The 23,560-nt window shown below is 59.0% G+C and carries 21 protein-coding genes and 2 pseudogenes; 12 read left to right on the forward strand and 11 right to left on the reverse strand.

From position 1 onward, the window contains the following. Positions 1 to 64: 64 nt before the first annotated feature. Together istB and AC1RLZ_RS24935 are read right to left on the reverse strand one after the other, a co-directional pair. On the reverse strand, positions 65 to 931 hold the full coding sequence (gene istB, locus AC1RLZ_RS24930) for an IS21-like element helper ATPase IstB (protein ID WP_320109727.1): 867 nt from the start codon (positions 929 to 931) through the stop codon (positions 65 to 67). A gap of 101 nt (positions 932 to 1,032) precedes the next feature. Then, positions 1,033 to 1,257, reverse strand: a pseudogene (locus AC1RLZ_RS24935) (IS21 family transposase); the annotation flags it as partial. Positions 1,258 to 1,364: 107 nt separating this feature from the next. Here AC1RLZ_RS24935 and AC1RLZ_RS24940 point away from each other — a divergent pair. Beyond that, positions 1,365 to 2,190 (forward strand): annotated as a pseudogene (locus AC1RLZ_RS24940) (MFS transporter); the annotation flags it as partial. Between the two features lie 534 nt (positions 2,191 to 2,724). Here the strand turns inward: AC1RLZ_RS24940 and mobF are convergent. Further along, positions 2,725 to 5,583, reverse strand: a complete 2,859-nt coding sequence (gene mobF / locus AC1RLZ_RS24945) for a MobF family relaxase (RefSeq protein WP_493190799.1) — start codon at positions 5,581 to 5,583, stop codon at positions 2,725 to 2,727. A 41-nt stretch (positions 5,584 to 5,624) separates the two neighbouring features. Here mobF and AC1RLZ_RS24950 point away from each other — a divergent pair, with 41 nt between their 5' ends. The 3 genes from AC1RLZ_RS24950 (at position 5,625) to AC1RLZ_RS24960 (ending at position 7,826) form a co-directional block, all read left to right on the forward strand. Next, on the forward strand, positions 5,625 to 5,900 hold the full coding sequence (locus AC1RLZ_RS24950; protein ID WP_493190800.1) for a hypothetical protein: 276 nt from the start codon (positions 5,625 to 5,627) through the stop codon (positions 5,898 to 5,900). 643 nt (positions 5,901 to 6,543) lie between these two features. Further along, a complete protein-coding gene (locus tag AC1RLZ_RS24955; RefSeq protein WP_493190801.1) occupies positions 6,544 to 7,263 on the forward strand; it encodes a P-loop NTPase family protein in 720 nt (239 codons plus the stop codon). 5 nt (positions 7,264 to 7,268) lie between these two features. Then, positions 7,269 to 7,826 carry a hypothetical protein gene (locus AC1RLZ_RS24960; RefSeq protein ID WP_493190802.1) on the forward strand — a complete coding sequence of 186 codons (558 nt, stop codon included), beginning with the start codon at positions 7,269 to 7,271 and terminating at the stop codon, positions 7,824 to 7,826. Between the two features lie 180 nt (positions 7,827 to 8,006). Here the strand turns inward: AC1RLZ_RS24960 and AC1RLZ_RS24965 are convergent, their stop codons facing one another. Further along, positions 8,007 to 9,686: a type IV secretory system conjugative DNA transfer family protein gene (locus AC1RLZ_RS24965; RefSeq protein ID WP_493190803.1), complete on the reverse strand. Its 1,680-nt coding sequence runs from the start codon at positions 9,684 to 9,686 to the stop codon at positions 8,007 to 8,009. Between the two features lie 454 nt (positions 9,687 to 10,140). Between AC1RLZ_RS24965 and tnpA the strand changes: the two genes are divergently transcribed. From tnpA to tnpC, 3 genes are all read left to right on the forward strand, one after another. Beyond that, on the forward strand, positions 10,141 to 10,581 hold the full coding sequence (gene tnpA, locus AC1RLZ_RS24970) for an IS66-like element accessory protein TnpA (RefSeq protein ID WP_493190804.1): 441 nt from the start codon (positions 10,141 to 10,143) through the stop codon (positions 10,579 to 10,581). Beyond that, a complete protein-coding gene (tnpB, locus tag AC1RLZ_RS24975) occupies positions 10,578 to 10,934 on the forward strand; it encodes an IS66 family insertion sequence element accessory protein TnpB (RefSeq protein WP_493190805.1) in 357 nt (118 codons plus the stop codon). The genes tnpA and tnpB overlap by 4 nt, the downstream gene beginning before the upstream one ends. 77 nt (positions 10,935 to 11,011) lie before the next feature. After that, a complete protein-coding gene (tnpC, locus tag AC1RLZ_RS24980) occupies positions 11,012 to 12,535 on the forward strand; it encodes an IS66 family transposase (RefSeq protein WP_493190806.1) in 1,524 nt (507 codons plus the stop codon). Between the two features lie 9 nt (positions 12,536 to 12,544). On the opposite strand, the gene AC1RLZ_RS24985 is transcribed toward tnpC, so the two are convergent. Then, a complete protein-coding gene (locus AC1RLZ_RS24985) occupies positions 12,545 to 12,886 on the reverse strand; it encodes a hypothetical protein (protein ID WP_493190807.1) in 342 nt (113 codons plus the stop codon). A gap of 748 nt (positions 12,887 to 13,634) precedes the next feature. Here AC1RLZ_RS24985 and AC1RLZ_RS24990 point away from each other — a divergent pair. The 4 genes from AC1RLZ_RS24990 to AC1RLZ_RS25005 all read left to right on the forward strand — a co-directional run bounded on the left by AC1RLZ_RS24990 (position 13,635) and on the right by AC1RLZ_RS25005 (position 17,732). Beyond that, on the forward strand, positions 13,635 to 14,096 hold the full coding sequence (locus tag AC1RLZ_RS24990) for a hypothetical protein (RefSeq protein ID WP_493190808.1): 462 nt from the start codon (positions 13,635 to 13,637) through the stop codon (positions 14,094 to 14,096). Positions 14,097 to 15,090: 994 nt separating this feature from the next. Continuing rightward, positions 15,091 to 16,098, forward strand: a complete 1,008-nt coding sequence (locus AC1RLZ_RS24995; RefSeq protein WP_493190809.1) for an ABC transporter substrate-binding protein — start codon at positions 15,091 to 15,093, stop codon at positions 16,096 to 16,098. 1 nt (position 16,099) lies between these two features. Continuing rightward, positions 16,100 to 16,915: an ABC transporter ATP-binding protein gene (locus tag AC1RLZ_RS25000; protein ID WP_493190810.1), complete on the forward strand. Its 816-nt coding sequence runs from the start codon at positions 16,100 to 16,102 to the stop codon at positions 16,913 to 16,915. Then, on the forward strand, positions 16,908 to 17,732 hold the full coding sequence (locus tag AC1RLZ_RS25005) for an ABC transporter permease (protein ID WP_493190811.1): 825 nt from the start codon (positions 16,908 to 16,910) through the stop codon (positions 17,730 to 17,732). The genes AC1RLZ_RS25000 and AC1RLZ_RS25005 overlap by 8 nt, the downstream gene beginning before the upstream one ends. 29 nt (positions 17,733 to 17,761) lie before the next feature. On the opposite strand, the gene AC1RLZ_RS25010 is transcribed toward AC1RLZ_RS25005, so the two are convergent. The 6 genes from AC1RLZ_RS25010 to AC1RLZ_RS25035 all read right to left on the reverse strand — a co-directional run bounded on the left by AC1RLZ_RS25010 (position 17,762) and on the right by AC1RLZ_RS25035 (position 22,962). After that, positions 17,762 to 18,397: a 2-hydroxychromene-2-carboxylate isomerase gene (locus AC1RLZ_RS25010; protein WP_493190812.1), complete on the reverse strand. Its 636-nt coding sequence runs from the start codon at positions 18,395 to 18,397 to the stop codon at positions 17,762 to 17,764. Between the two features lie 24 nt (positions 18,398 to 18,421). Continuing rightward, on the reverse strand, positions 18,422 to 19,138 hold the full coding sequence (locus tag AC1RLZ_RS25015) for an ABC transporter ATP-binding protein (protein WP_493190813.1): 717 nt from the start codon (positions 19,136 to 19,138) through the stop codon (positions 18,422 to 18,424). After that, entirely contained in the window at positions 19,135 to 19,887 is a 753-nt protein-coding gene (locus AC1RLZ_RS25020; protein WP_493190814.1) for an ABC transporter ATP-binding protein, read from the reverse strand. Before AC1RLZ_RS25020 ends, AC1RLZ_RS25015 begins: the two co-directional genes overlap by 4 nt. Continuing rightward, complete coding sequence (locus AC1RLZ_RS25025; RefSeq protein WP_493190815.1) at positions 19,884 to 20,834, reverse strand: branched-chain amino acid ABC transporter permease; 951 nt, start codon at positions 20,832 to 20,834, stop codon at positions 19,884 to 19,886. Before AC1RLZ_RS25025 ends, AC1RLZ_RS25020 begins: the two co-directional genes overlap by 4 nt. Beyond that, on the reverse strand, positions 20,834 to 21,700 hold the full coding sequence (locus tag AC1RLZ_RS25030) for a branched-chain amino acid ABC transporter permease (RefSeq protein ID WP_493190816.1): 867 nt from the start codon (positions 21,698 to 21,700) through the stop codon (positions 20,834 to 20,836). Before AC1RLZ_RS25030 ends, AC1RLZ_RS25025 begins: the two co-directional genes overlap by 1 nt. A 65-nt stretch (positions 21,701 to 21,765) precedes the next feature. After that, positions 21,766 to 22,962, reverse strand: a complete 1,197-nt coding sequence (locus tag AC1RLZ_RS25035) for an amino acid ABC transporter substrate-binding protein (protein WP_493190817.1) — start codon at positions 22,960 to 22,962, stop codon at positions 21,766 to 21,768. Between the two features lie 313 nt (positions 22,963 to 23,275). Here AC1RLZ_RS25035 and AC1RLZ_RS25040 point away from each other — a divergent pair, with 313 nt between their 5' ends. Then, a complete protein-coding gene (locus AC1RLZ_RS25040) occupies positions 23,276 to 23,491 on the forward strand; it encodes a hypothetical protein (RefSeq protein WP_493190818.1) in 216 nt (71 codons plus the stop codon). Positions 23,492 to 23,560: the final 69 nt, after the last annotated feature.

Consider the following 23,560-nt stretch of genomic DNA (forward strand, 5'->3'; position numbering starts at 1 on the left):
CGAATCGGTTGATTGCGAGGGCTCAATGCTAACGGATCTTTCGCGCCTCGAGCGCTGACCGCAATTACGTCATCGTGTTCAAATTTGACCCCGTATCGGCTTCCAATTTTGACCCCCTTGAGCGGCTCGGTTTGGCGGTAGCGCTCGTCTCGTCGGAGCTGGCCGGGATTGCGGAGACGAGACGAGCGCGGGTGGCATGATCATCGTCGCGGCTCTTGAAGCGCCAGCTGTCGTTGCCGGTCTCGACGATGTCGCAGTGGTGCGTCAGGCGATCGAGAAGCGCGGTGGTCATCTTTGCGTCGCCGAACACGCTGGGCCATTCGCCAAACGCCAGATTAGTGGTGACGACGACGGATGTGCGCTCGTAGAGCCGGCTGACGAGGTGGAACAGCAACTGACCGCCGGATTGCGCGAACGGCAGGTAGCCGAGTTCGTCGAGAACGATGAAGTCCAGCCGGGTCAAATGCTCGGCGATCCGGCCCTGCCGTCCGGTCCGGGTCTCGATCTCCAGACGGTTGACGAGGTCGACCACGTTGTAGAAGCGCCCGCGCGCGCCGGATCGGATACAGCTTCGGGCAATGGCGATGGCCAGATGGGTCTTGCCGGTGCCGGTGCCGCCGATCAGGACGGCATTGCGTTGCTGAGCGATGAAGCCGCCGCCGGCGAGGTCATTGACCAGCGTCTGGTTGATAGGGGTGCCAACGAACTGGAAGTCGTCCAGATCCTTGGCGAGCGGTAGCTTGGCGATGGTGAGCTGGTACTTGATTGAGCGGGCCTGCTTCTCGTTGATCTCGGCGTTGAGCAAGTCGCCGACAATGCGCTGGGGTTCGTGCTGACGCTTGACGGCGGTCGTCATGATCTCGTCGAAGGCGGCCTTCATGCCGTAGAGCTTGAGTTCGCCCATGAGGTCGAACAGTTGAGTACGTTCCATCAGATGGTTCTCCTGAGGTTGTCGTAACGGGCACAGTCGGCGATCGGAGCGTGGCGCAACGTCAGCGCAGCCGGCGTCATGATGTTGGCGGGTGGGGCGGGCTTGGTCGCATTGGCCGCCAGCACCCTGTCGAGCTCTGCTGCCCATCGTCCCAGCTTTGGACGCGGCTGAACCGCACGCTCATACTCGAACGATGTCTCGCCCGACCTCAGCACCTTCCGCACCGTGTTCCGAGATACCTTCAGGTCCCGGGCGATCTCCTTGATCGTCTTGCCCTTGATGAAATGCTCGCGCCGTATCCGGGCAATCGTCTCCACGATCAGCATCTCCGACCACCTGCTTTGTTAAGAAGCAGGCAGCGCAACAGACCAACATTAGGGGGTCAATTTTGGACGCCGATCCCCCGGCTTAGGGGGTCAATATTGCAGGCCGAATGACACTGGGGCGCATCTACGGCGAAAAGGCCCGGCGAGCGATCACAGGCATCACGCTGCTGGCAGGCTTCGCCAGCTCGGTGGGATGGCCTTTATCGGCATGGGGATTGGAGACGATCGGCTGGCGAAACACCTGCTTCGCTTGGGGCGCCGCTCACATCCTGATCGGGCTGCCGCTCAATCTGATCTTCATTCCGCGGGTCGAGCGCGCGGCTGCAACAGCAGCGGCTGCCGCCACACCGGACATTCCCGATCGACCGCACAATGGTGCTGCTGGCCATCGCGTTCGCCTGCGCTTGGTCGGTGACGGGCGCAATGGCCGCGCACCTGCCCCGCATACTGGAATCGATGGGCGCGACTGGCCTCCAGGCCGTGGCCGCCGGCGCGTTCATTGGCCCCGCTCAGGTATTGGCACGTATCGCGTAGGCCAGCCTGCTGAGCCGCCATCATCCGATCGTCTCGACCCGGATCTCCTGCGTGACGCACCCTATTGGGGCCGCGATCATGGCGCTGGTCGGAGGACCCGCTGCGATAATCTTCGCAATCTGCCATGGCACTGGCAACGGCATTCTTACTATCGCACGGGGGACCCTACCGCTCGCGATCTTCGGTCCGAAAGATTACGGCTACCGACTCGGCATTCTAGGCGCGCCAGCACGGATCGCCCAGGCCGCGGCGCCGTTGGCGTTCAGTGTGCTGATCGACCACTTCGGCGGACAGGTGCTGCTTGTCTCTTCTGGCCTGAGCTTGGTGGCTTTGTTCGCGCTTAGCATGGTGCGAACTAGGGAAGGTCTTTCCCCCTCTATGCCCACTAGAAGGCGTTAGGGCAGAATCGCGCACGAAGGGCGGGCGAAATGTCTCGGCCTCTCAGCGGAAAGCCTGAATAGCTGCCGCTCCGGAACGAGGAGGCCGTCCTGCAAGTCCGACAACCGCAAGCGGACTAAAAGCATGCGAAGATTGTTCTTCGCGCTGGGACAAGCAGATATTGTCGCCTCCGGCGGCGCTGATTGGGCATACCGCTGGGATGACGCTGCAGATGGTATTCTATCGGAATTTCCTCCGTCGATCGCGTTTGGCGCAATCTTCTGATCCCTTCGGTAGTTACCGCTGTCAAGAAGGTGCACCCGCGGGAAACAGCCATCGGCTTCGGCTCGCGACGGAACGGATTGCTACTCAATGTCAGGGACGGCATGTCCGGCGATGGCGTGAAAAAAGATGTGATTTTGCCATCCCCAGATTGAGCGCCAATATTCCCGTGGTTTGATATGTGCCTTTTATAGGCTAAGGGGCAGCAGAAAGAAGCGACATGGTCAGTGGCGACCGGAATGGGGAGGCAATTCGGTCTGATGAGCCTTCGTTCTACCTTTCTTGAGTTCGCGAACTGTCTCGCTCCTGCTGAGAAGCCCGGCGGCTCCAATCGCGTGATCCAAGTCTGCGTTTAACTCCCGCAATTAATTGCGCGACCTTTTCTGGGACGGTGCGGCTCAGTACATTGGAACGTTGTAAGAAACGCCGAAGAGAATTAGCTCGATCAACGTCTTCGCCGATGTTGCGCGCAATCTCAACAGCCCGTTTGACCGATGTGGCAATTCGACCAAGATGAAGCGATGGCCGCTGGGATATGAGAACGATTTCGCCATTACGAATAAAATTCAGACGATCCTGCACGTAGTCGACGACATTCGCCTTCTCTGAATAAGATCGCGATTCTGCAAATAATTGTTCCCTGGCAAAAAAATTGGATGGGGATCTTTTTAATTCCGGCCGCTTTTGAACTGCGGCTGCGGATAGTCGATCTTTCTCAACGATGATGCGAGCCTCTTTTCGATGGCGAGTGAGCCCTACATAAACTTCCCTCGCGTTGGTCTGCCTTGCTATGTACAGAACGGATGCTGCTGCTGTGCGACCTTGCACCGAGTAAGCGGTTCCAGCGTAAGCCAAGCTAATCCGGGGCGGCGACTTTGCGCTACCGGGATACTGTCGAACGAACGATGACCACTTATCTTCGACCAGCCGGCCATCTTCGAGCCTAACCGCTATTCGCACACCTTCTTTCGTTTCCTGCATCGCTTCAACTCGGCCGCGAGTTCCATTTCTGATGTTATACTGCTCTAAGTTTTCGCTGAAGCGAAGCTGGTCGCCGACGGTTAGCTCAATCGAAACCACCTTCTTGTCTCGATCAACTGCGAGCAACGTGAATTCCGGTCCCCGCAAGGCGCCCTCAGAGAGTAGTTGAGTTCTCGCCGCAATATTGAGCTGTTTCGCATCGGAGTTACGACGTGTGATGATCAAAACGTCGCTGCCGTGCTTTTGGCGAAGCTCAGTCCATGCTTCGATTGTCCGATCTCGGGCTACGGCTTCACCAGAAACAAGTTCGATCTCATTTTTGTTGGCGTAAGCTCTTAGACCCGCCTCGGAGTCTCCCTGCGCCATTACTATCGATGCCGCTCGTTGCCACGGGACAAGCTGACGGCGGATTTCGGACAAGACCGTACGACGCGAAACAACATCTGATATGGCCTTCAAACCGCTGCCTCCGGCCACGGATTCGAGCTGACGCCTATCGCCGAAGCAGACCACCTTCGCCCCAGCTTCTCGCGCAAAGTTAAGGGTGAACGCTAAATCGTGAATGCCTGCCATTGCGATTTCGTCAATGACGATTAGCGTTGTATTATCGATGGTTTGGCCGAGGCCTCTGCTATGATCGTATCTCCATTTCGCTATTGCGACCGCTTCAATGCCGCTCGATCGTGAAAGTTCGTCTGCAGCGGTCCAGGTCGGTGATAACCCCAAAACCCGAAGGCCCGAACCATGCGCAGCAGCTACTAGAGAATTCGCAAGAACTGTCTTTCCTGTACCCGCAGCCGATTCACATAGGGTTACACCATCGCGATTACATGCAAAGCGAACGGCCCGGGACTGTTCTTCTGATAGATGAGATGCGTCCTTGAGAACTCTGTTGAGAGCCGCTTCGTCAAACCAATTTCTCTCATTTGGTCTGTCTGCTGCTCTGAGAAGGCTCGCCTCCGCCGCTGCGATCGTTGGCGTTGTCCAGCATTCCGCCAAATCTTCTTGGTTCAATTTAAGGAGGAGACCTTGCGCCTCGTGTGTACGCAGTTCAGAGATGACGTCGTCGATTCCTTTCGACATAAACGTTGCTTCAGCCAGTGCACGAACGAGGAGTTCTTTTCTGCTGATAACGCTCTGATGTTTGAAAAGTGCGGACGCTGCGATCGCGACAGGACCGTCTCCTTCGATACCCGGCGGATCAAATTCGCGATCTATCTGCTGCTCCGCATTTCTCTCAGCGACAAAATCGCGGGCGGCATCCCAGGGATCGATCTTGAACTGGGCAAGCTCATCCTTCCAACGCTCCTCTAAGGCTTCACCGACGGGAACTTCGCTTTTTGCGCCACGAGTGGAAAGAGCTGCGATTTCCTTCTGCGCGGTGCTGGCGTCGCGGCCGACTAATTCCTCAATTTGAAGGGATCTTTTCGAAAAATGGCGAATCAGGTCATCGGGGATTCCGGAAATTTCGAACTGTCCACGACCGGCCGGCCTTAACTGGAAACCGCGCTCGCTTAAATTTTTTGCAAGGCTGCTCCGATAGACGAGTCCCAGGACCAAGAGATTTTGAAAGGCCTTTTTTGGTTCAAGTGTGCGGAACTTTTCACGCGAGCCGCTTACATTGAGTACCACCGAGTGCGTATGAACATTCGGATCGCCTTCACGCGACGTGAAATGGTCAAATCGTCCCACGATGACATCGTTGGGTTCTTCGCGGAGGTAGCCGCCTTCCCCAAGGCGAACCTCTAGCATCCCGTCATCTACGAGAAACTGCAGGGCTTTCTCGACGGCGTCGCGGTGCATGCTATGCAGCACCTCGCGTTGCTGTGTGTTACCGGCGAGCCATAAAATCGATAGTGTTTTCGGTGCTGAGAAGGTTATATCCCAACCGGCGCGGTGCATTGCGCCAGAACCGCGAACAAGAGGTTTTCCGGTCGAGGGGCTATTGCCTGCACACAAGTCGCGAAAAGTGTCGCGATCAATTTCGGCTCCGTGCCGGACGATCCGCTGGCCACTCGACCACCATACCCCGCCACCGTCGCGCACATAATACTCGTCCCGTGCGTGCGGACGTGCTTCACGATTGGGATCATTGACATAGTACAGGCCGGCGTCTCTTCCGGTGCCGAGAGCATGAAGAGACGCCGTCATGGTTTTACGACGGCGTACTTGCAAAGGTGTGAGAGGTCGACTTGACCGCTTTCCGCGGTGGCTTCACCAATGAACTCCGCGAGCTCGACAAGCGCTTGGTCGACTATCTCTATTCGCTCGACAAGCAGCCGATGCCGGGTCGCAAAATCGAGGTGTTGGCAGAGACACTCGATGATCAACTCCTCCACTGGAATCTTGGCGGTCTTCGAGGCTTTCTCCAGTCGGTCAGCGAAATCACGATCAACCCGGAATTTGTACTCAACCGAAGGCATAAAGGCGTCTCTCATGCATCTCTTAATAGAACAATCTATATTTAGGCCTCGCACCTTGGGGAACGTACGGCAAGCTGCTCCGAAAAGTGCCTTTTGGCGGGGTTAAGCAATTTAGTGCGTATGGTGTGCAAACTGAGATAAATGGTAATTGACTAGTTCTGAGACTGGTAACTGCTAGTCCCACTAGTCCTAGCTAGTTTGGCTTTGTGGCTTATGGTCCAGCCCGCAAATGCCCCTCGATCCCAAACAACTCCGCCAAGACGCCAGACGCCTCCAGGACGCCCGTCCGGTCGGCCGGGAGAGCACGGGCACGACTAAGGCCATCAGAACCGCCCTGCCGGTCATCTACCAGCTACGCAAGGACGGCGTGTCCTGGCCGGCGATCGCTGAGGCTCTTGCCGCCCAAGGCGTCGTACAAGGCAAAGACCGGGTACCTCTGACAACCAAGCGACTCACAGCGATTGTAAGCCAGATCGAAGAACAAGACCGCAGAAAGGCAAACAAGGCCAGCAGTCGCGTCAGGAGCGACACCCCGCTTCGTCCGACTGAGCCAGCCCTTCGTCTATCTCTGTCATCCGACCTCGCAGCGCGTCCCGTGCCAGTTGATCCTCAGCCGTCTTCGACCGAGGACGAGCTTCGCAGCGCGGCCTTCGAAAACATCAAAAGCTTATTGAAAAAGGACTAATCGATGTCTCGTATTTTGTTAATTGCGCAAGAAAAGGGTGGAGTTGGCAAAACGGTGTTCGCGCGCGCCCTCGCCGAAGCCATCGACGGGGCTCCCATCATCGAGATCGACTCGAGCCATCGAATGCGTGAACTGGGCGACCGCGTAAAGTTCTTCAAAATGCGTGCGGACCGGGAAGCGATCGAGAAGACGGGTGGTAAGGCCTCACGCGCCGAGTTCGACGCCGTGCTGAGCGCGATCGAAAAAGCCTCGACAGCAACCATCGTCGACGTCGGCGCCAACACGTCCGTGACGTTCCTCAAGGTCCTGTCGGAAGTCGCCCCTCTTCTCGCCGGCGAAGGCGTCGAGTTCGGTGTTTGTGTGGTGGTTACCAACGAACCGGGCGCCCTTGCCGAAGCTCCGAACTTGCTGGCGCTGGCGAAACCGTGGGCCAAGGCTCTCTTCCTGGTCGAAAATCGTCTGCACGGCGCCGTGTCCCCAAACGCGCTAAAGAAGATGACCGAAGGCGTCATCGCTTCATCGTTCGAGCACCAGTCCCTCGAGGAGGGCGCGGAAGAATACTTGCAGGCCGGCGGGTTATCTACAATCGCCAAGCTTGATCCGGCAAAGCTACGGGAAAAGCATGGGATCGGTCCCTCCCTTCGCATCCATCGCGACCTCGAAAAATTCCGGCTGGAGGCCATGCTGGCGGTGAGGCCGGTGGCCGAATGGCTGGTAGGATAGCGGGCATGCCTACCGCAAAGCAGCAGATGGAGGCGAACTACGCTCAAGCGGCAGAGCGCTTCGCGCGCGTGCTCCACGCTGTCGAACGCTCAAGCCAAGCGCGCTTAAATGAGCTTTTAAAATTGTTCCCGAGCGAGCGGATCGCCCACTTCGCCGATCCGCTGCTCACGCGCGTAGACGCTTTACGATTGACGCGTTCATTGAGGGCGAACCTGGCATCCCGACGCTATTATCGCGCGTCACTTGCGGCTAAAATAAAAGCGATCTTCAATCGGATAAAAATCGGCCGGATTTTCTCTTCGACCACACTGCTGTTTCTAACTATGGCGTCGATTTACATCTCTATCGCCTGGTACAGCACGGCACAGTTGGTCGCAATCACACATCCGATCGATATTCCGTTCCAATATCCCGACGGTTCGATGCAGTTGCTGAGGATGGGAAGCGACAAGCCTTGGCAGCTTCTGCATATCCGGGGTGACCAAGCGGTATTGAGGCTTTGGTTCCCGAGGCAAGGATATCAGGAAATAGAAGTGCCGTCGCAGATTATCGCACGACCGTAGCGCGTAAACGGCAAACTCGCGACAGACCGATCATCGGCTCGCTTCAGACGACGCGCGATTTTTGCGAGAACTTACCGGTCTGACGTCAGGTGGTAGAAAGATCCGATTAACAATCCCATCCGATCCATAGTCGACCATGGGCGTAATCAAAGCTTAGACATTCAAGGTGACGGTCATCAATTATAGGCGCCCGACCGGCTTCACGCCGGCAATGATTCCAAAAAATCGTTTGTCAGCTAGGACATCCGTCTTTCTAAGTCGAATAGGATGGCGAGCGTAGTATCTGCTGTTGGGAAACACAATTACTTCACTTTCCGAATTAGTGGTGAGTTCTTCTTTCGTCATCAGACGAGCTGCTTGCGACGCAGTTGATATCGATGGCTTTTCGCCTTTCTTAGCATCGGTTTTTGTTTTGACCAATGCTGTGAAGTCGCCGAGCGCTCTCGACCATCGCTCACTTTCATCGGGATCCGAAGCTGGAACATCGCTGATGGTTACGATTTCCGCCGTTCCAAGGAGCGTGGCGGCGCCGGATTCTCCGTATGTGTCAACCATTTGTTGCCGCGTCTGCCAAAATGTCCAAAGGCTGGCGCCATATCCAGGAAGCTCCCCGCTCGCTTTCAATATTGCGTCGAACCGTCCCAGAGCCGCTGCTTCATCAATGAAAATAACTAGACGTTCTGCCAAACGATGCCTACGAATGGTATTAAAGATATCTGCCAAGAGCCAGCGAAAGAGCGGCGCCAGCGTCTCGTTGTAGTCAGTCGGAACTGCAATGAACAGATCCACATCGCCGCTCATGAGATCGGTGAGATCGAAGGAACTGGAACTGACGAGATTGCGAAGTCGTTCATCAGCGAGCCAAGATAGAGCCTGCGCTGTTGTCGATTTTATGGGGTCTCTCGTCTTCGGATCATCCATCATGATCCCGAGCGCAATCTTTGCGGCAGGCCGCGAGGAGAGTTTATTCAGCCCCTCCACAAAGATGGCTGGTTCTTCACTCAGCAGCCGCAGCACCTCAGGCAGGCCAGGCTCGTCCGATTGGTGGGCGACAAGCATCGCTCCAACAAGCAGATCGACTGCCCGACTACGGAAGTATCCCGTACTATCAGTCGCACCGACTGACTCTGGCAACAGCGCTTGCGCCGTGAGCTGTAGATATAGAATATCGTTAGGGTCGAGGTGCTTAAATGGATTCCAGCAATCGGCTCCGCCGACGAGATTGACGGGATCGACACACCTGACGGTTCTGCCCAATTCTCTCCGGCGTTTGGATACCGATAGAAAAACCGCGCCCTTGGGATCAATCACCACCGCCGGACCAGCCCAGGCCGCAAGTTCTGGATAAACTAGGTTTGGGATCAACAGCCCCGCTGACTTTCCTTTGCGCGGGGCCGCAATCGTCAACAGATTTCCTTCAACCGAAACGCGGACTGCCCGGCCAGTCGACTTATCGGTTCCAAGCTCTAAGCCACTTTTCATCAAGCCAAGCTCCGCCGCATTCGCCCAACGCGCAGCGCCAAATACACCACTTAAATCACGAACCAGCCCGAAATCGTTTCCCTTGATCAGCCATACTGCTGCAATCGCAAAGGGAGCGGCAGTGAAACCCAGCACTACTCGCCCGCCCCACGCAAAATCATTGGAGACATTGCGCAGCATCTGTCCGTAGCGATCAAAGATTTCTGACCAATTGACTGACGCCACATAGCCATACCACTGCCCCCATTGTACGACGCCGTTCGGCCATAAAGCACTATTGAAGCCGTGCTGCCCCGTGGCTGCGAGCGGATAGCCAAACAGGATGAGCGCGAAAGAAATTCCTGCAATGACAAGACCATTCCGAAGATATCGCAACATTGGCTGCCATCCTGATCCATTTTTCGGACCGGCTATAAGGAGAAAAGGTGAAGGACATATAGGTATTGCTTACAGCCACGCGTTGGGGGCCAATGGGAGGCTCGCAATCCATGATTTACGCCGCGCGTGACGTTAATGGACGTGGGATAGCCGAGCGAAAGCAACTGCCGCTAAATGAACACAGCGCGAACTCTGGTAAACAGTGATAGTGCGTGCTTTCAGAATACTAGGGGTCCGGTCGGCCGTTTTCAGATTGCCGCTACTCGTTGAAGCTCTCTGCAACTGATTTCCCACTCGTCGTTCAAAACTTGGTCCAACGAAGCGCGGTGGTGTTCCACGAGCTGATTAAAGGCGAGCAGCCCGCTGACAAGATCGTAAGCGTTGTCCCATCCCCACCTTCCGGCTGACGTCCTGATCTGCGACGTTGCGGTTCTTTCGAACCGCTAGGCTTAGAATGGACACAGTGGATAGTGCTATCACTAAGCCGGTTCGCCGGCTGGAGGTGTTCACCGGTGCGGGGCGCCGTCGGACATGGAGTGACGAGGACAAAGCGCGGGTCGTCGCGGAGATCGAGGCCAGCGGCGAAACGGTTTCCGCGGTAGCCCGCCGGCACGGATTGTCGCCGCAGCAATTGTTTGGCTGGCGCCGGCAGGTCAAAGGAGCTCGAGCGATCATTTCCAGGGATGACGAACCACGGTTTGTCCCGGCGGTCGTTGACGCGGCACCGTCCGGCACGGCTGAACACCTGCAGCGCAAGACGCGGCGACAGCATCGGGATGAACCGTCCGCAGGAACGATCGAGGTTGCGATCGACGGCGTGACGGTGCGTATCGGCGCGGGCGCGCCGGCGGACACGATCGCCGCGGTGTTCCGGGCGCTGAAAGCCGGCGCGTGATCGGCCCGACCGGCGCGGTCCGCGTCATGGTCGCGACCGGGCCTGTGGACTTCCGCAAGGGCGCCGATGGATTGGCGGCACTGGTGCGCGAGAGCATGGCGTCAGATCCGTTCTCTGGCGCGGTCTACGTGTTCCGCGCCAAGCGCGCGGATCGGATCAAGCTGGTGTATTGGGACGGCACAGGTCTGTGCCTGTTCGCCAAGCGGCTGGAGGATGGCATCTTCCGCTGGCCGAAGATCGAAGACGGCGTGATCCATTTGTCGGCCGCGCAGTTGTCGGCGCTGCTCGAAGGGCTGGACTGGCGGCGTGTCCACACGGCGCGCGAGACGGTGACGCCGGCGCAGCCTGGCTGATGCCTGTTGCTGTGGCAAAGTGAATCAACCGCATCGAGCGCGTCGCAAAATGCCGGTAAATATGCTCTGCTTTGATCATGCCGCGCGACGCATTGCCCGATGATTCCGAGACGCTGAAAGCGATGCTGCTCGCCGAGCGGGCGCAGAACGATCGGCTGCGCCAGATCATCAGGGACCTGCAACGCCACCAGTTTGGTCGCCGGGCGGAGACGCTGCCCGAGGAGCAGATGCTGCTCGGTCTGGAAGAGGTTGAGCAGGCTGCGGCGCGTAACGCAGCAGAAGCTGAGCAGGCGGCACCGGCCGCACGACAGGCGGGAGCTGCGAAGCGACGGGCCAATCGCGGCGCGCTGCCGGCGCATCTGCCGCGGATTGAGACCACCATCGACATCGACGACAAGACCTGCCGCTGCTGCCAGGGCGCGTTACACCGGATCGGCGAAGACAAAAGCGAGCGGCTGGATATCGTGCCGGCGCAGTTCCGAGTGCTGGTCACGATCCGGCCGAAATACGCTTGTCGCCAATGCGAAGATGGTGTCGTGCAGGCTCCGGCACCGGCCCGGCTGATCGAGGGCGGGCTGCCGACCGAAGCCACCATCGCCCAGGTACTCGTCTCCAAATATGCGGATCATCTGCCGCTCTATCGGCAGGCGCAGATTTACGCTCGACAGAGCGTCAACCTCGACCGATCCACGCTGGCAGACTGGGTGGGCCATGCCGCCTGGCATCTGCGTCCGCTGCACCAACGCCTGCTCGACAAGCTCAAGGCACGACCCAAACTGTTTGCCGACGAGACCACGTTGCCGGTGCTGGATCCTGGCCGCGGTCGCACCAAGACCGGGCAGTTGTGGGCCTATGCCGCCGACGACCGGCCATGGAACGGATCCGATCCGCCGGGCGTGGCCTACGTCTATGCTCCGGACCGGAAAGCCGAGCGGCCGATCATCCATCTCGAAGGCTTCAAGGGCATCCTGCAGGTGGACGGCTATGCCGGCTACCGCAAATTGGCCGAGCGCGGCGACGTGCAGCTCGCGTTTTGCTGGGTCCATGTGCGGCGTAACTTCTACAAGCTGGCCATGCCCGGACCTGCGCCGATCGCCAGCGAAGCGCTACAGCGCATCGCCGCGCTGTATGCGATCGAGAACGACATCCGCGGCCGCAGCGCCGCGGAGCGCCGGATTGTGCGGCAGCAGAAGAGCCGTCCGCTGATCGATGCATTGGAGCCATGGCTGCGCGCAAAACTCGGGCTGGTCAGCCAAAAGGGCAAACTCGCCGAAGCGATCCGCTATGCTCTGTCGCGCTGGGAAGGCTTGACCCGGTTCCTCGACGACGGCCACATCGAGCTCGACAACAATGCAGTCGAGCGTTCCATCCGCCCGATTACGCTGAACCGGAAGAATGCCTTGTTCGCGGGCTCCGACGGCGGTGCCGAGCACTGGGCCACCATCGCCTCGCTGATCGAGACCTGCAAACTCAACGACATCGATCCGCTTGGCTATCTGACCGACGTCCTCACCAGGATCGCCAACGGTCATCCCAACCGCGACATCGACGCGCTATTGCCGTGGGCCTACCGAAAGCAAGACCTCAAAGCCGCGGCCTGAGGACGACGCTTACACAAGATCAGGATCTGTTCGAAATCCATCGATAAAATGATTATTTCTCGCACTGTCCTCCATATTCTCAAGCTCCGCTAGGGTGTTTGCGACCCGATGTCTTGCACCCTCCTGAAGACGCTCGGTCGCTTCCCAATACCCGTCCTTTTCCGTGTCATGGACTTGGCCTCTGTATCGTAGCTCAATCTTAGCGATACCGGCTTTGATTGCCATTTTGGCATAAACGCTAATTGTCAAGTTAGGAAGGAGATCGGCTAGAGTCGCCGGCTGACGGGGAGTCTCTGGTGCTTTCTCCGAAGAGACATTTTCTCTGTTCAGGTCTCTATCCTGGTCGGGCATTCTATCTCTCTATTTATAATGCACTGGAAAGCGCCGACTTCCGTCTACTGCTTGAGCTATTACCATTTCGAGATGTCGAAACTTGCAATTTGACGCAACCCATTAAATCCCGGTTGCTAATCTCGTCTGGATTTCGCGCGATCCACTTGCTGATTGTAGCGTCGCAACTGCAAGTTCGGCGGCTCGTCTGTTCGCTGTGAGCGCAGCCTGAAATTCCTTGTCCTCAATGCGTTCGTCGTTTCACCATGCTTCAATAATGTTCAGGTCGCTTGCCGGGATCTGTTGCGAGCATCAAGGATAAATGCGGCCAGGCGCCTAAACGTGCTGTCGACAAGTTCGATACGACTTCGGCCTGTTATTCCTCAATCGTCTTGGGGCCGTAAATCCATCTCTCAAACTCTATAACTTAGTCAATTGTTAAAATTGCTTCACTTTGTGGCTTCACAGAAGGTGCGTGCACGCCAACGTGGCTAGAAAAATATAGATCCAAAGAGACCGCGAAGGCGTCGTTGCGGCATCCTAAGAAGCTATCTGAGAATGTGTTTATAAACGAGTATCAACCGCGATGCAGATTGCGCGATAATATTAATGGATCCGACAAATTTGAACAGTAGTGTTCGATGGCGAGCGACATGATACGCACGCTCTTCATGCCCGGGTGCGGCGCTCTGACCGACGAGTCGATGTTCTCAACGGACGGCACACCTGAGGCAGATCGTAAATGGAATAGACTGAGATTGGATAGTACGTGAGAGTGTTAGTTATTGACAGACCTGGCGTGCCGTTTCTGCTTGCATTGATCCCCGCGGTCTTGTTTGCAATCATCGGCTTCTTGCTTGTGGATGTGTTCATTCCGTTGGCCAGCACGACTTTTCTTTTCTCCTCAAAGATATGGAGCGCACTAGGTCCGAATTGGAGCGTGTCCGAATACTTAAAGATCGTGGATGAATGTGGGTTAGATTCGGCGATGATCCTCAGGATGTATCTAGCCGTTGGTGCCGGAGTATTTATGGGATTGTTTTGTTGGGTCTCTCTAAGGGAATACGCCGTCACAAGGCACCTCCCGACAAAATCTAATGCCTCGTGGGTCGTGCTTGGCCTAGTGTCGGCCTTATTGGCAGCCTCGGCCATGGTTGAACTCTATCGCCCACTTGCAAATGCGGATCAGGCGACCGCGTGCGTTTCTGACAAGCGTGTGCATAATTTTTAGTTCGCTGTATTGACCAGGTATGTTTCCGGGCAAAAGATTCGCATTGCAGCCTAACGGTGTGAATCAACGGCGTTGAAGCCAAGCAATCTCTCGCGCGGGGCTGGTTAACCGATGAGAATAACCCTCCGCTTGCGGCGGGAGTGCCGCGGCTTGATTGCCGTTTCAACGGACCATTATTGCGTTTCCACCCCGCGTGGGTGCGGCTCGCTCGCGAAGAAATGCGTTGTTGCTTGGGGCCATACTTGGGTGCTATACAGCGCTGGTGGCGCAGCGAATTGCTGTTTGTTTTCAGTCGGTTAGATGTTGGGGTCATGAGGGTGCGTACCCTCCCGCCCCAGCCAATTTCAGAAATAAATCAAATACTTGTGACGGCACTGCTCCCGACGTCAGCGATGGATGCAACCTTGTCCACATCAATCAGCTTGCGTGCGGCAGCGATACCGGCGGTCGGCTGGGTCTCGTGACCCGCCACGGTCCATTCGCGCGGGCGATGCCGATCCCTGTCAACGGCGCGAGCAATCCGATAGGAATCGGTGATTGCTGAGCGAGCGACATCGATGGCGCAGCGAGGCTCGCCGCGAGCACAACCGATACATCCCGATGGACCTGCGCGCATGCCGAGGCACAGCGCCGGAGATTTTGGTTCCCACACTCATAAGACGCATCGTGCTTGCGAATAAGTGCGTCGCCCCCGTCTCCGACGCAGCGTATCGCGCGACGTCAGCGCGGCTCCGGCATGACACGCGCCTCGAACGGCGCTCGTCCATAAACAAGCAGCATCTCCATTCGAGCGCCGATCAAGGACAGACGACCTTCTCTCCACGACGGGATTTCGAGAAAAACCATCTCGCATCTGTCGCCGCGCCAGTGGGCTTGTACTGAAGATAGCGACGACGCGTCTCCGCGCTGGACGCTTTGCGCGATTTCCTGAAGTGTAGTTGCAACTTCTCGAAACGCACACTATGCCGCATCGCGGGCACCGAAGAGACACATCATGAAGACAGCAAGATTTATGCGCGTGGGCGCGCTCGCTTTCGGCTTGGTCATGGCGAATTCGCCTGGCATTCGTGCCGAAACGGCTCAGCTTCGGATCGCGCAGCAGTTCGGCATTGCCTATCTTCCGCTCATTGTCGCCAGCGAGCGCGGGCTGATCGAGGAGGAAGCCAAGGCGCTCGGCATCACGCCGCCGAAGATCGAATGGCTGCGGCTCTCGGGCGCCGCGTCGATGAACGAGGCGCTGATCTCGGGCGGCCTCGATTTCGCCACCGCCGGCATCACTCCGATGATCCTGACCTGGGACAAGACGCGGACCACCGCCAAGATCATCGGCGTCGCCGCGCTGGGATCAATGGCCAATATCCTCACCACCAACAATCCGAACATCAAGACCCTGGCTGACTTCACCGAAAAGGACCGCATCGCGCTGCCGTCGGTCAAGGTCGGTTTCCAGCCCATCGTACTGCAGATGGCGGCCGACAAGGCGTTCGGTCAATACGACAAGCTCGACGAATTGACCGTCAGCATGCCCCACCCGGACGCGACGGCACAGATCCTGTCGGGCCGCTCCGAGATCACGGCGCACTTCACCTCGCCGCCGTTCTCCCAGCAGCAGCTTGCCAGCGGAAAGGTGCACCAGGTGCTGAACAGCTACGACGTGCTCGGCGGCCCGCACACATTCAACGTGGTCTATACCACCACCAAATTCGTCAACGATAATCCGAAAACGATCCAGGCCTTCGTGCGCGGCCTCGACAGCGCCAATGACTGGATCAAGGCCAACCCGAAGGAAGCCACCGCGCTCTATATCAAGGCCGAGAATTCGAAGCTCGCGCCGGATTTCGTCGAGAGCATCATCCGCGACAAGGACATCAACTTCACGACCGCCCCCGAAGGCGCCCAGAAATTCGCCGACTTCGAGGCCAAGGTCGGCCTGATCAAGCAGGCGCCGGCATCGTGGCGGGATCTGTTCTGGTCCGGCCTCGGAGAGAAGCCGGGAAGCTGACATGAACGTCGCACCGCGCCTGGCTGGCCTGATCGGCGACGCCGTGTCGCTGCCGCTGCTCGCGCTCGATCACGTCAGCATCAGCTATCCGACCCGCGACGGCATTCTCACCGCCGTGGAAGACGTCAGCTTCACGCTCTCGGCCGGCGAGCGGCTGGTCCTGCTCGGCCCGTCAGGCTGCGGAAAATCCACGCTGCTGCGTACCGTCGGCGGCTTCCTGAAGCCAAGCGCCGGCGAGATCCGGTTACACGGCAAGCGCATTGGTGCACCCGGCCCCGATCGCATGACGGTGTTTCAGGAGTTCGACCAGCTGCTGCCGTGGCGCACCGTGCTCGGCAATGTCCGCTACGCGCTCGAACGGGGCAAGTCGCTGCCGCGCCGGGATGCAGAAGACATTGCGCGTCACTGGCTCGCACGAGTCGGGCTGAAGAACTTCGTCGACGCTTTTCCGCACACCCTGTCCGGCGGGATGAAGCAGCGCGTCGCCATTGCGCGGGCCTTCGCGCTTGAACCGTCGCTGCTGCTGATGGACGAACCCTTCGCGGCACTGGATGCTCTGACGCGGCGGCAGATGCAGGATGAGTTGCTCAAGCTCTGCGAGGAGACCGGTAGCACGGCTCTCTTCGTGACCCACGGCATCGACGAGGCGATCCGCGTCGGCACTCGCATCATCGCACTGACGCCGCATCCCGGCCGTCTTGCCGCGACCTTCGATGTCCCGCCCGATAGCCGCGTGCGCGGCACCGCGCATTTCGCTGAGCTGGAACGACAGATCCAGCAGAGCGTATTTGCCGATCCGGAAACCGAACATGTCTGACATAGCAGCGCCGAAACTGGTGCGCGCATCCGCCCTGCAGCGCGCCTTCGCCGATACGCCCTGGCGCCGCGCCGTCATCCTGACTGCGTTCGCACTCATCTGGGAGCTCTATGCGCGCTGGCTCGACAATTCGCTTCTGCTGCCGACCATGGGTGCAACGCTGTCGGCGCTGTGGTCGGCAATCCTGTCCGGCGAGCTGCCCGACCGCACACTGACCTCGCTGCGCGTTCTCATTACCGGCTATGCGCTCGGGGTAGCAGTAGCCGCGATCCTTACCACCCTTGCCGCGCTGTCACGCTGGGGCAACGAGGCGCTCGGCCTGCTGACTTCGATGTTCAATCCGCTGCCGGCCATTGCACTACTGCCTGTCGCGTTGCTGTGGTTCGGCATCGGAACGCCAAGCCTGATCTTTGTCATCGTCCATTCCGTGTTATGGCCGGTTGCGCTGGCCTGCCATGGCGGCTTCCTCGCCGTCCCGCCGACGCTGCGAATGGCGGGCCGCAATCTCGGCCTGTCCGGTGGCCGCTTCGTCGTGGAGATCCTGGTGCCTGCGGCCTTCCCGCAGATCCTGTCCGGCCTGCGGATCGGCTGGGCTTTCGCATGGCGAACCCTGATCGCCGCGGAACTGGTCTTCGGCGTCAGCGCGCGCTCTGGTGGCCTCGGCTGGTTCATCTATACCAGCCGCGCCCAACTGGAGACTGCCAGCGTCTTTGCCGGCTTGCTCACGGTCATCCTGATAGGCCTCGTGATCGAAGGCGTGATCTTCCGGACGCTGACGCGGATCACGGTACAGCGCTGGGGCCAGGAACAGGCCTGAGCGACCACCGCAGGCCTATAAGCCAGCTTTTAAACAACAGGTGTCGCGATCGGCGGGCGCCCTGATACGATCGCCTGTTCGAGATGATCGAGACGATCCTGCCCCCAGAACGGCTCGTCGCGATAGAAGTAGAAGGGTGCGCCGAACAGCTTCCTGTCGACAGCCTCGCGTGTCAGGCTCGCCTCGCGTTCCTGCACGGCAAGGTCGTTGGCGCCGGAGAGCAGCCACCGTCCGTCGAGACCGCTCTGATCGGCCAGACGCACCAGAGTCTCGGCATCAGCAACGTCCAGTTCGTCGGCCCATACCGCCTTGAGCCCGGCATGAACGAAGGCGGCCACGTCACGACCTTCCGCAATGGCAACCAGCAGCATGCGATGGCCAAGCGACGGATCGGCGGGATAGAACTTCGGCCAGGTCACAAGCGGAATATCGCGGATCGCCTTCCAGCGCTCCATTTCGACCAACCGGTAAGCTTGCCGCTGGAGCGGCCGTTCACGTACCGGCTTTCCGCCCCCGGCCGCAAAAACCGTCAGCAGATCGATGGGCTTGTAAGTAACCTCCACGTCGTGGCGTTTCACGATGTCCTGAAACACCAGGCTGCCGATATACGACCACAGCGAAATGAAGCTGAAATAGTAATCGACCCGGGGAGGTTGCTTGGCCATGCCGTGTCCTTCTGAATGCAAAACCTAGATTCCAAGATAAGCGGCGCGAACCGACGGATCACGCAATATCTCTGCCGCCGTTCCGGCCGCAACGCTGCGACCCTGATCGATGACATAGGCATGATCGGCGAATTCGAGCGCCGTGGCCACATCCTGTTCGACGACGAGCAGGCTCGTTCCGGCCGCATTCACCTTGCGCAGCGCCTCGATCAATTCGTCGACGACCTTTGGCGCCAGTCCCAGCGACAATTCGTCGATCAGCAGCAGGCGCGGCGCCGCCATCAGCCCACGGCCGATCGCACACATCTGCTGTTCGCCGCCCGATAGCGTCACGGCATCCTGCCTGCGCCGCTCACGCAGACGGGGAAACAGATCGAAGACGCGCTCGATGTCCGCGGATATCGCCCCGCGATCGCTGCGGCCATAGGCGCCGAGCATCAGATTATCCAGCACCGACAGGCCAGCGAACAACCGCCGTCCCTCCGGCACATGGATCAGACCGCGGCGCACGAAATCCAGCGGCGACGCCGCCCGCACCTCCTCGCCGTCAAACACGATCGTGCCGCCGGTGGGATGCAACAGTCCGGACAAGGCACGCAGGATGGTGCTCTTGCCGGCACCATTCGAACCGATGAGAGCAGCGACGTCGCCCTGCGGAACAGCGAGATCGACGTTCCAGACCACCTGCACGTCGCCATAGCCAACCGCGAGATGGCGAACCTCGAGCAAAGCTGCGCTCATGGTGCAATCTCCTTCTGCAGCCTGGCGAAGCGCTTGCCGAGATAGGCCTCGATCACACCTTCGTCCTGCATGACCTCGGCCGTCGGGCCATCGGCCACCAGCCGGCCCTGATGCAACACCAGCAGCCGGCTACAGGACCGTGACACCACCTTCATCAGGTGCTCGATCAGCAGGACGGTAATTCCCTTTGCCGCAATCTCCGCGATCAGGCGCAAGGCATTGTCGATCTCTGCCGCGTTGAGGCCCGCATTGACCTCGTCGAGCAGCAGCAGCTTCGGTTTCGATGCCAGACTCTTCGCCAGTTCGAGCCGCTTGCGGCCGGCCAGCGTCAACGCAGATGCCAATGTATCGGCCTCGCGCGTCAGCCCGCAGAAAGCCAGATGCAGGTCGGCATCGCGGCTGGCCTCCTCGCGTGTCGGAACGCCGCCGGCAAACAACGCGGCTGCAGCAACATTCTCACGCACCGTCATGCGCGGGAACGGCTGCACGATCTGGAATGTGCGCGCGATGCCCGCGCGAGCCACCAGATCCGGCCGCAATCCACCTATCAGCCGGCCGGCAAAATCGATCGTCCCCGATGTCGGCTTCAGAACACCCGTAACGACATTGACAAAGGTCGTCTTGCCCGCGCCGTTGGGACCGATCAGGCCGATGACCTCGCCTTCCTTGAGCGACACAGAAACATCGTCGAGCGCGAGCAAGCCTCCGAAGCGGCGGGAGACATGATTCATTGTGAGAAGCACGCTCATCGCGGCGCCCTCCGCATGATCCCGACAAGCGACGACCATAGACCTCGCCCCCGTAGCGCCCCAAGCCCGCTCGGCAAAAACAACACCAGCGCCACCACCAACAGGCCGAGGAAGCCCGCATGAAATTCCAGGCTGTTGCGCCAGATCAGTTCTTCCAGCCCGAGGAAGACGAAAGCGCCGATCACCGGTCCGGCGATGGTGCCGACGCCGCCAAGCAAGGCCATGATGATCGGCTTGACCGAGAGCGACACGTCATAGACGTCGGATGGATCGATATAGCTGACCCATGACGCATAGATCGCACCGGCGATGCCGATGAACAGGCTGGACAAAGCGAAGCCGGTCACCTTGGCGCGCCGCGTATCGACGCCAATCACCTGGGCAGCGTCCTCGTTCTGCTCGATGCAGCGAAGCGCAACGCCCAGTCGTGCCCTGTCGATCCAGATCGACACCAGAACGGCCGCCACCGCGACCACGCTCATGGCCACCAGAAACAACTGCGCCTGGCTGCTCGAACTACCACCCAGCAACGGCACGTTCAGGCCCATGCCGCCGCCGGTCAGCGACGTCCAGCAATTGGTCACCTCGCGAAGCACGTCGGCAACGACGAGACTGCCGATCGCAAAATAGTGCCCGCGCAGATGCAGGATCGCAAAGCCGAGGGCGGTCGCGAAGAGAGCCGTGAACAGACCGGCGCCGATCCAGGCGGCAACGACCGGCACGCCTGCCGACGATGCAAGGCCGCCGGCATAGGCGCCGAGCCCGAAGAAGGCTGCTGTCGCGAATGACGGATAGCCGGAGAAACCACCGACGATGTTCCAGGCGACGGCCAGCGTCGCATACATCGCGACCGTAGTGGCGAGGCGCAGTACATAGTTATCGCCAAACGTCAACAACCCAATGAACAGAACCAGCCCGGCAGCGATCGAGAATATCCTCCAGCGCATCAGTTGAACCCCTTGCGGCCGAGCAGCCCGGTGGGCCTGACCACCAGCAACACCAGCAAAAGGAGGAAGGAGATCGTCAGTGCATTTTCGGGCCCGATGAACAGCGCGCCGAAACTTTCGATCACGCCGAGCGCAAAGCCGCCGGCGACGACGCCGGGAATGCTGCCGAGACCCCCGAGCACGCAGATGACAAACGCCTTGCCGAGATATCCGCCGGACGACACTGGTGAGATCGGAAAGATGGCGGCGAGCAGCGCACCCGCAGATCCCGCCATGAAGGTCCCGAGGGCGAAAGCAATCGCATAGGTGCGCTTCACATCGATACCCATCAGCGATGCGGCATCGCGGTCCATGCGCACCGCCACGATGGCGCGGCCGAGCTGGGTGAAACGCAGCAGCAGCCCCAGGGCGATGACGAGTGCCAGGCCAACTGCCGTGGCGTAAACGCGATCGATTGGGAGGATGATGTCCCCGAACTCGAACACGCCAAGCGGCGGGACAAGATTGATCTTGCGATAGTCGGCCTTGAAGCCGGCCAGCATGGCATTGTCGAGAAACAGGTTGAGACCGAAGGTCAATACCAGCGTCATCAGCACGGGACGCCCCATCACCGGGTTGATCGCGATGCGCTGGATGACGTAACCGAGCACGAAAAGGATCGCCCCGGCCACGGGCGCGAACAGGAACGGGCTGACACCGAACGATTGGTGAGCGAAGAATGCCAGATATCCGCCGAGCACGATCAGCGAACCGTGCAGGATGTTGATGATGTTGAGCACGCCCCAGACCAGCGAAAAGCCGGCGGCGATGCAGGCATAGAGCCCGCCTAAAGCCAGTCCGTTGACCAGCACCTGTATCCAGAGCATGTCGATGCCTCAAATGCAGAGGCCGTGGCAGAACGTGCTGCCACGGCCTCGCAAGCGTCAGAAAATCAGTTCCCCGGGGTCGCCCGGAAATCGCTGGTGGCGATGTCGGCGGGATAGACCACCTGCACCCTGCCTTGCTGGATTTGATAGACCGGCGGGATGTAGGAATTGGCGATACCTGTCGGGCCGAACGAGATCGGCGCGAAGAAGGTCTTGAAGCCGCCCTTCACGAGTTGCTCGCGGACTGCATCGCGATCCTTGGAGGCAGCGCGCTCGACGGCCAGTTGCAGGATGACACCCACGGCGGCGCCTGACGCCTGGGTGAAGTCTGGCTCGGCACCGTATTTGGTCTTGAACTGCGCGACGAAATCCTGCGTCGAGCCGAAAACATCCTCACTCTTGTAATTCAGGACCGGATGAAACCAGCTTGCAGTGGTGACATTCTCCGACAGCGGGCCGACGGCGTCGATCCATTCCTTGTAGGCCGGACCATTGATCAGCGTGTAGACCTGACCACCGACCTTCAGCTCACCCGCCTGCTTGCGGGCGAGGATGAGGTCGTTGATATAGCCGGTGACCACGACCCAATCGGGCTTGGCGGCGCGCAACTGCGTCAGCGCAGAAGAGTGGTCCAGCGTGCCGATCGGGTACTTCTCGAAGAACACGATTTCGAAGCCGCGCTTCTTGGCGCTCTTCTCGAATTCATTGGCCAGCGACAATGGATAGAGATCGTTGCGGGCCAGAATTGCGACACGCTTCACATTGGGCAACTTCGCCTTGATCAGATCCGCGATCGGCTCGCTCAGGGTGCTGTTGTCGGTATAAATGCCGAACAGGTTCTTGTAGCCCTGATCGAACACTTCGGCAGACGATGCGCTCGATGCCAGTAGCGGCACGCCGGCCTTCTCGGCCACCGCGCTCACGGCCTTGGCCGCGCCGGAGCCGAACGGCGAGAACAGGAAATCGACCTTGTCATCGGTGATCAGCTTCTCGGCGAGCTGGACCGCCTTGGGCGTCGTGGACTGGTAATCATAATAGACCAGCTCGATCTTCAGCTTCTTCTCGCCCGCCTTGATGCCACCGGCCGCATTGACCTTCTCCTGCCAGAGCTCATAGCCCTGCTTCAGTTTTGCGCCTTCCGGAGCCAATGCCCCCGTCAGCGGAAGCGGGGCGCCTATGCGCAGGGAATCCTGCGCGCTTGCGATACCCGCCTGCAACACGATGGCCGCGGCGGCGGCCAGCAGCGAACGTCCCAACTTCATGATCATCTCCTTATGAGTTCCGCGGCATGTCTCCGAGCGCAAAAGAGATGTCAACGTGCTGATCGCAATAAAGTAATTCATGCCTCAACACTTGATCGCGCCATATTGGATGCGCTGGCGGGTGATCGATAGCGATGGATTTTTGCTACGGTTGAGCAAAACGTCCGATACATCTTTCGCGCAGTGCATCGTGGCACTGCTGCAGATCACAGGCTTGCGCGCCAAACGCCGCAACGCATTGGTCAAAGATCAAGGGTGCCGCATCGAGGCGTAACATTCTCCAGATGGCCGCATTGTGCAGAGCAATCAACCCATGATCGTCCCGGTTTTTGGAGTTCTCCGGATCGTCTGCTTCCCCGCGGCACACAGCGATCTCAAGATCCTGCCGACCAGCGGCGATAGCCACTATCTCGGCACCACCGCCGGCGCGCGCGAGGTCGACTTTGATTATGGCTGCGCCGTCGTCCGGCAGCGGTTCATTCGCCGCACATGCCCGCGCGCAGCATCGTCATCATTGCGGCGCCGCTAAATTTGGATGGCCATTTCATTGACGAACGAACACCACCGTCGGATATTCGTGACACAGATTATGCACTTC

Source organism: Tardiphaga sp. GW822-FHT04G09 (assembly GCF_058800725.1).

Coding starts and splice junctions, on each gene's coding strand:
- AC1RLZ_RS25040 (WP_493190818.1), top strand. CDS start 23,276: ATGATCGTCCCGGTTTTTGGAGTTCTCCGGATCGTCTGCTTCCCCGCG.
- AC1RLZ_RS24985 (WP_493190807.1), bottom strand. CDS start 12,886: ATGCCCGACCAGGATAGAGACCTGAACAGAGAAAATGTCTCTTCGGAG.
- tnpA (WP_493190804.1), top strand. CDS start 10,141: ATGGACACAGTGGATAGTGCTATCACTAAGCCGGTTCGCCGGCTGGAG.
- AC1RLZ_RS24965 (WP_493190803.1), bottom strand. CDS start 9,686: ATGTTGCGATATCTTCGGAATGGTCTTGTCATTGCAGGAATTTCTTTC.
- AC1RLZ_RS25035 (WP_493190817.1), bottom strand. CDS start 22,962: ATGAAGTTGGGACGTTCGCTGCTGGCCGCCGCCGCGGCCATCGTGTTG.
- mobF (WP_493190799.1), bottom strand. CDS start 5,583: ATGACGGCGTCTCTTCATGCTCTCGGCACCGGAAGAGACGCCGGCCTG.
- tnpC (WP_493190806.1), top strand. CDS start 11,012: ATGCCGCGCGACGCATTGCCCGATGATTCCGAGACGCTGAAAGCGATG.
- AC1RLZ_RS25030 (WP_493190816.1), bottom strand. CDS start 21,700: ATGCTCTGGATACAGGTGCTGGTCAACGGACTGGCTTTAGGCGGGCTC.
- AC1RLZ_RS25025 (WP_493190815.1), bottom strand. CDS start 20,834: ATGCGCTGGAGGATATTCTCGATCGCTGCCGGGCTGGTTCTGTTCATT.
- AC1RLZ_RS25000 (WP_493190810.1), top strand. CDS start 16,100: ATGAACGTCGCACCGCGCCTGGCTGGCCTGATCGGCGACGCCGTGTCG.
- istB (WP_320109727.1), bottom strand. CDS start 931: ATGGAACGTACTCAACTGTTCGACCTCATGGGCGAACTCAAGCTCTAC.
- AC1RLZ_RS25005 (WP_493190811.1), top strand. CDS start 16,908: ATGTCTGACATAGCAGCGCCGAAACTGGTGCGCGCATCCGCCCTGCAG.
- AC1RLZ_RS24995 (WP_493190809.1), top strand. CDS start 15,091: ATGAAGACAGCAAGATTTATGCGCGTGGGCGCGCTCGCTTTCGGCTTG.
- AC1RLZ_RS25015 (WP_493190813.1), bottom strand. CDS start 19,138: ATGAGCGCAGCTTTGCTCGAGGTTCGCCATCTCGCGGTTGGCTATGGC.
- AC1RLZ_RS24955 (WP_493190801.1), top strand. CDS start 6,544: ATGTCTCGTATTTTGTTAATTGCGCAAGAAAAGGGTGGAGTTGGCAAA.
- AC1RLZ_RS25020 (WP_493190814.1), bottom strand. CDS start 19,887: ATGAGCGTGCTTCTCACAATGAATCATGTCTCCCGCCGCTTCGGAGGC.
- AC1RLZ_RS25010 (WP_493190812.1), bottom strand. CDS start 18,397: ATGGCCAAGCAACCTCCCCGGGTCGATTACTATTTCAGCTTCATTTCG.
- AC1RLZ_RS24960 (WP_493190802.1), top strand. CDS start 7,269: ATGCCTACCGCAAAGCAGCAGATGGAGGCGAACTACGCTCAAGCGGCA.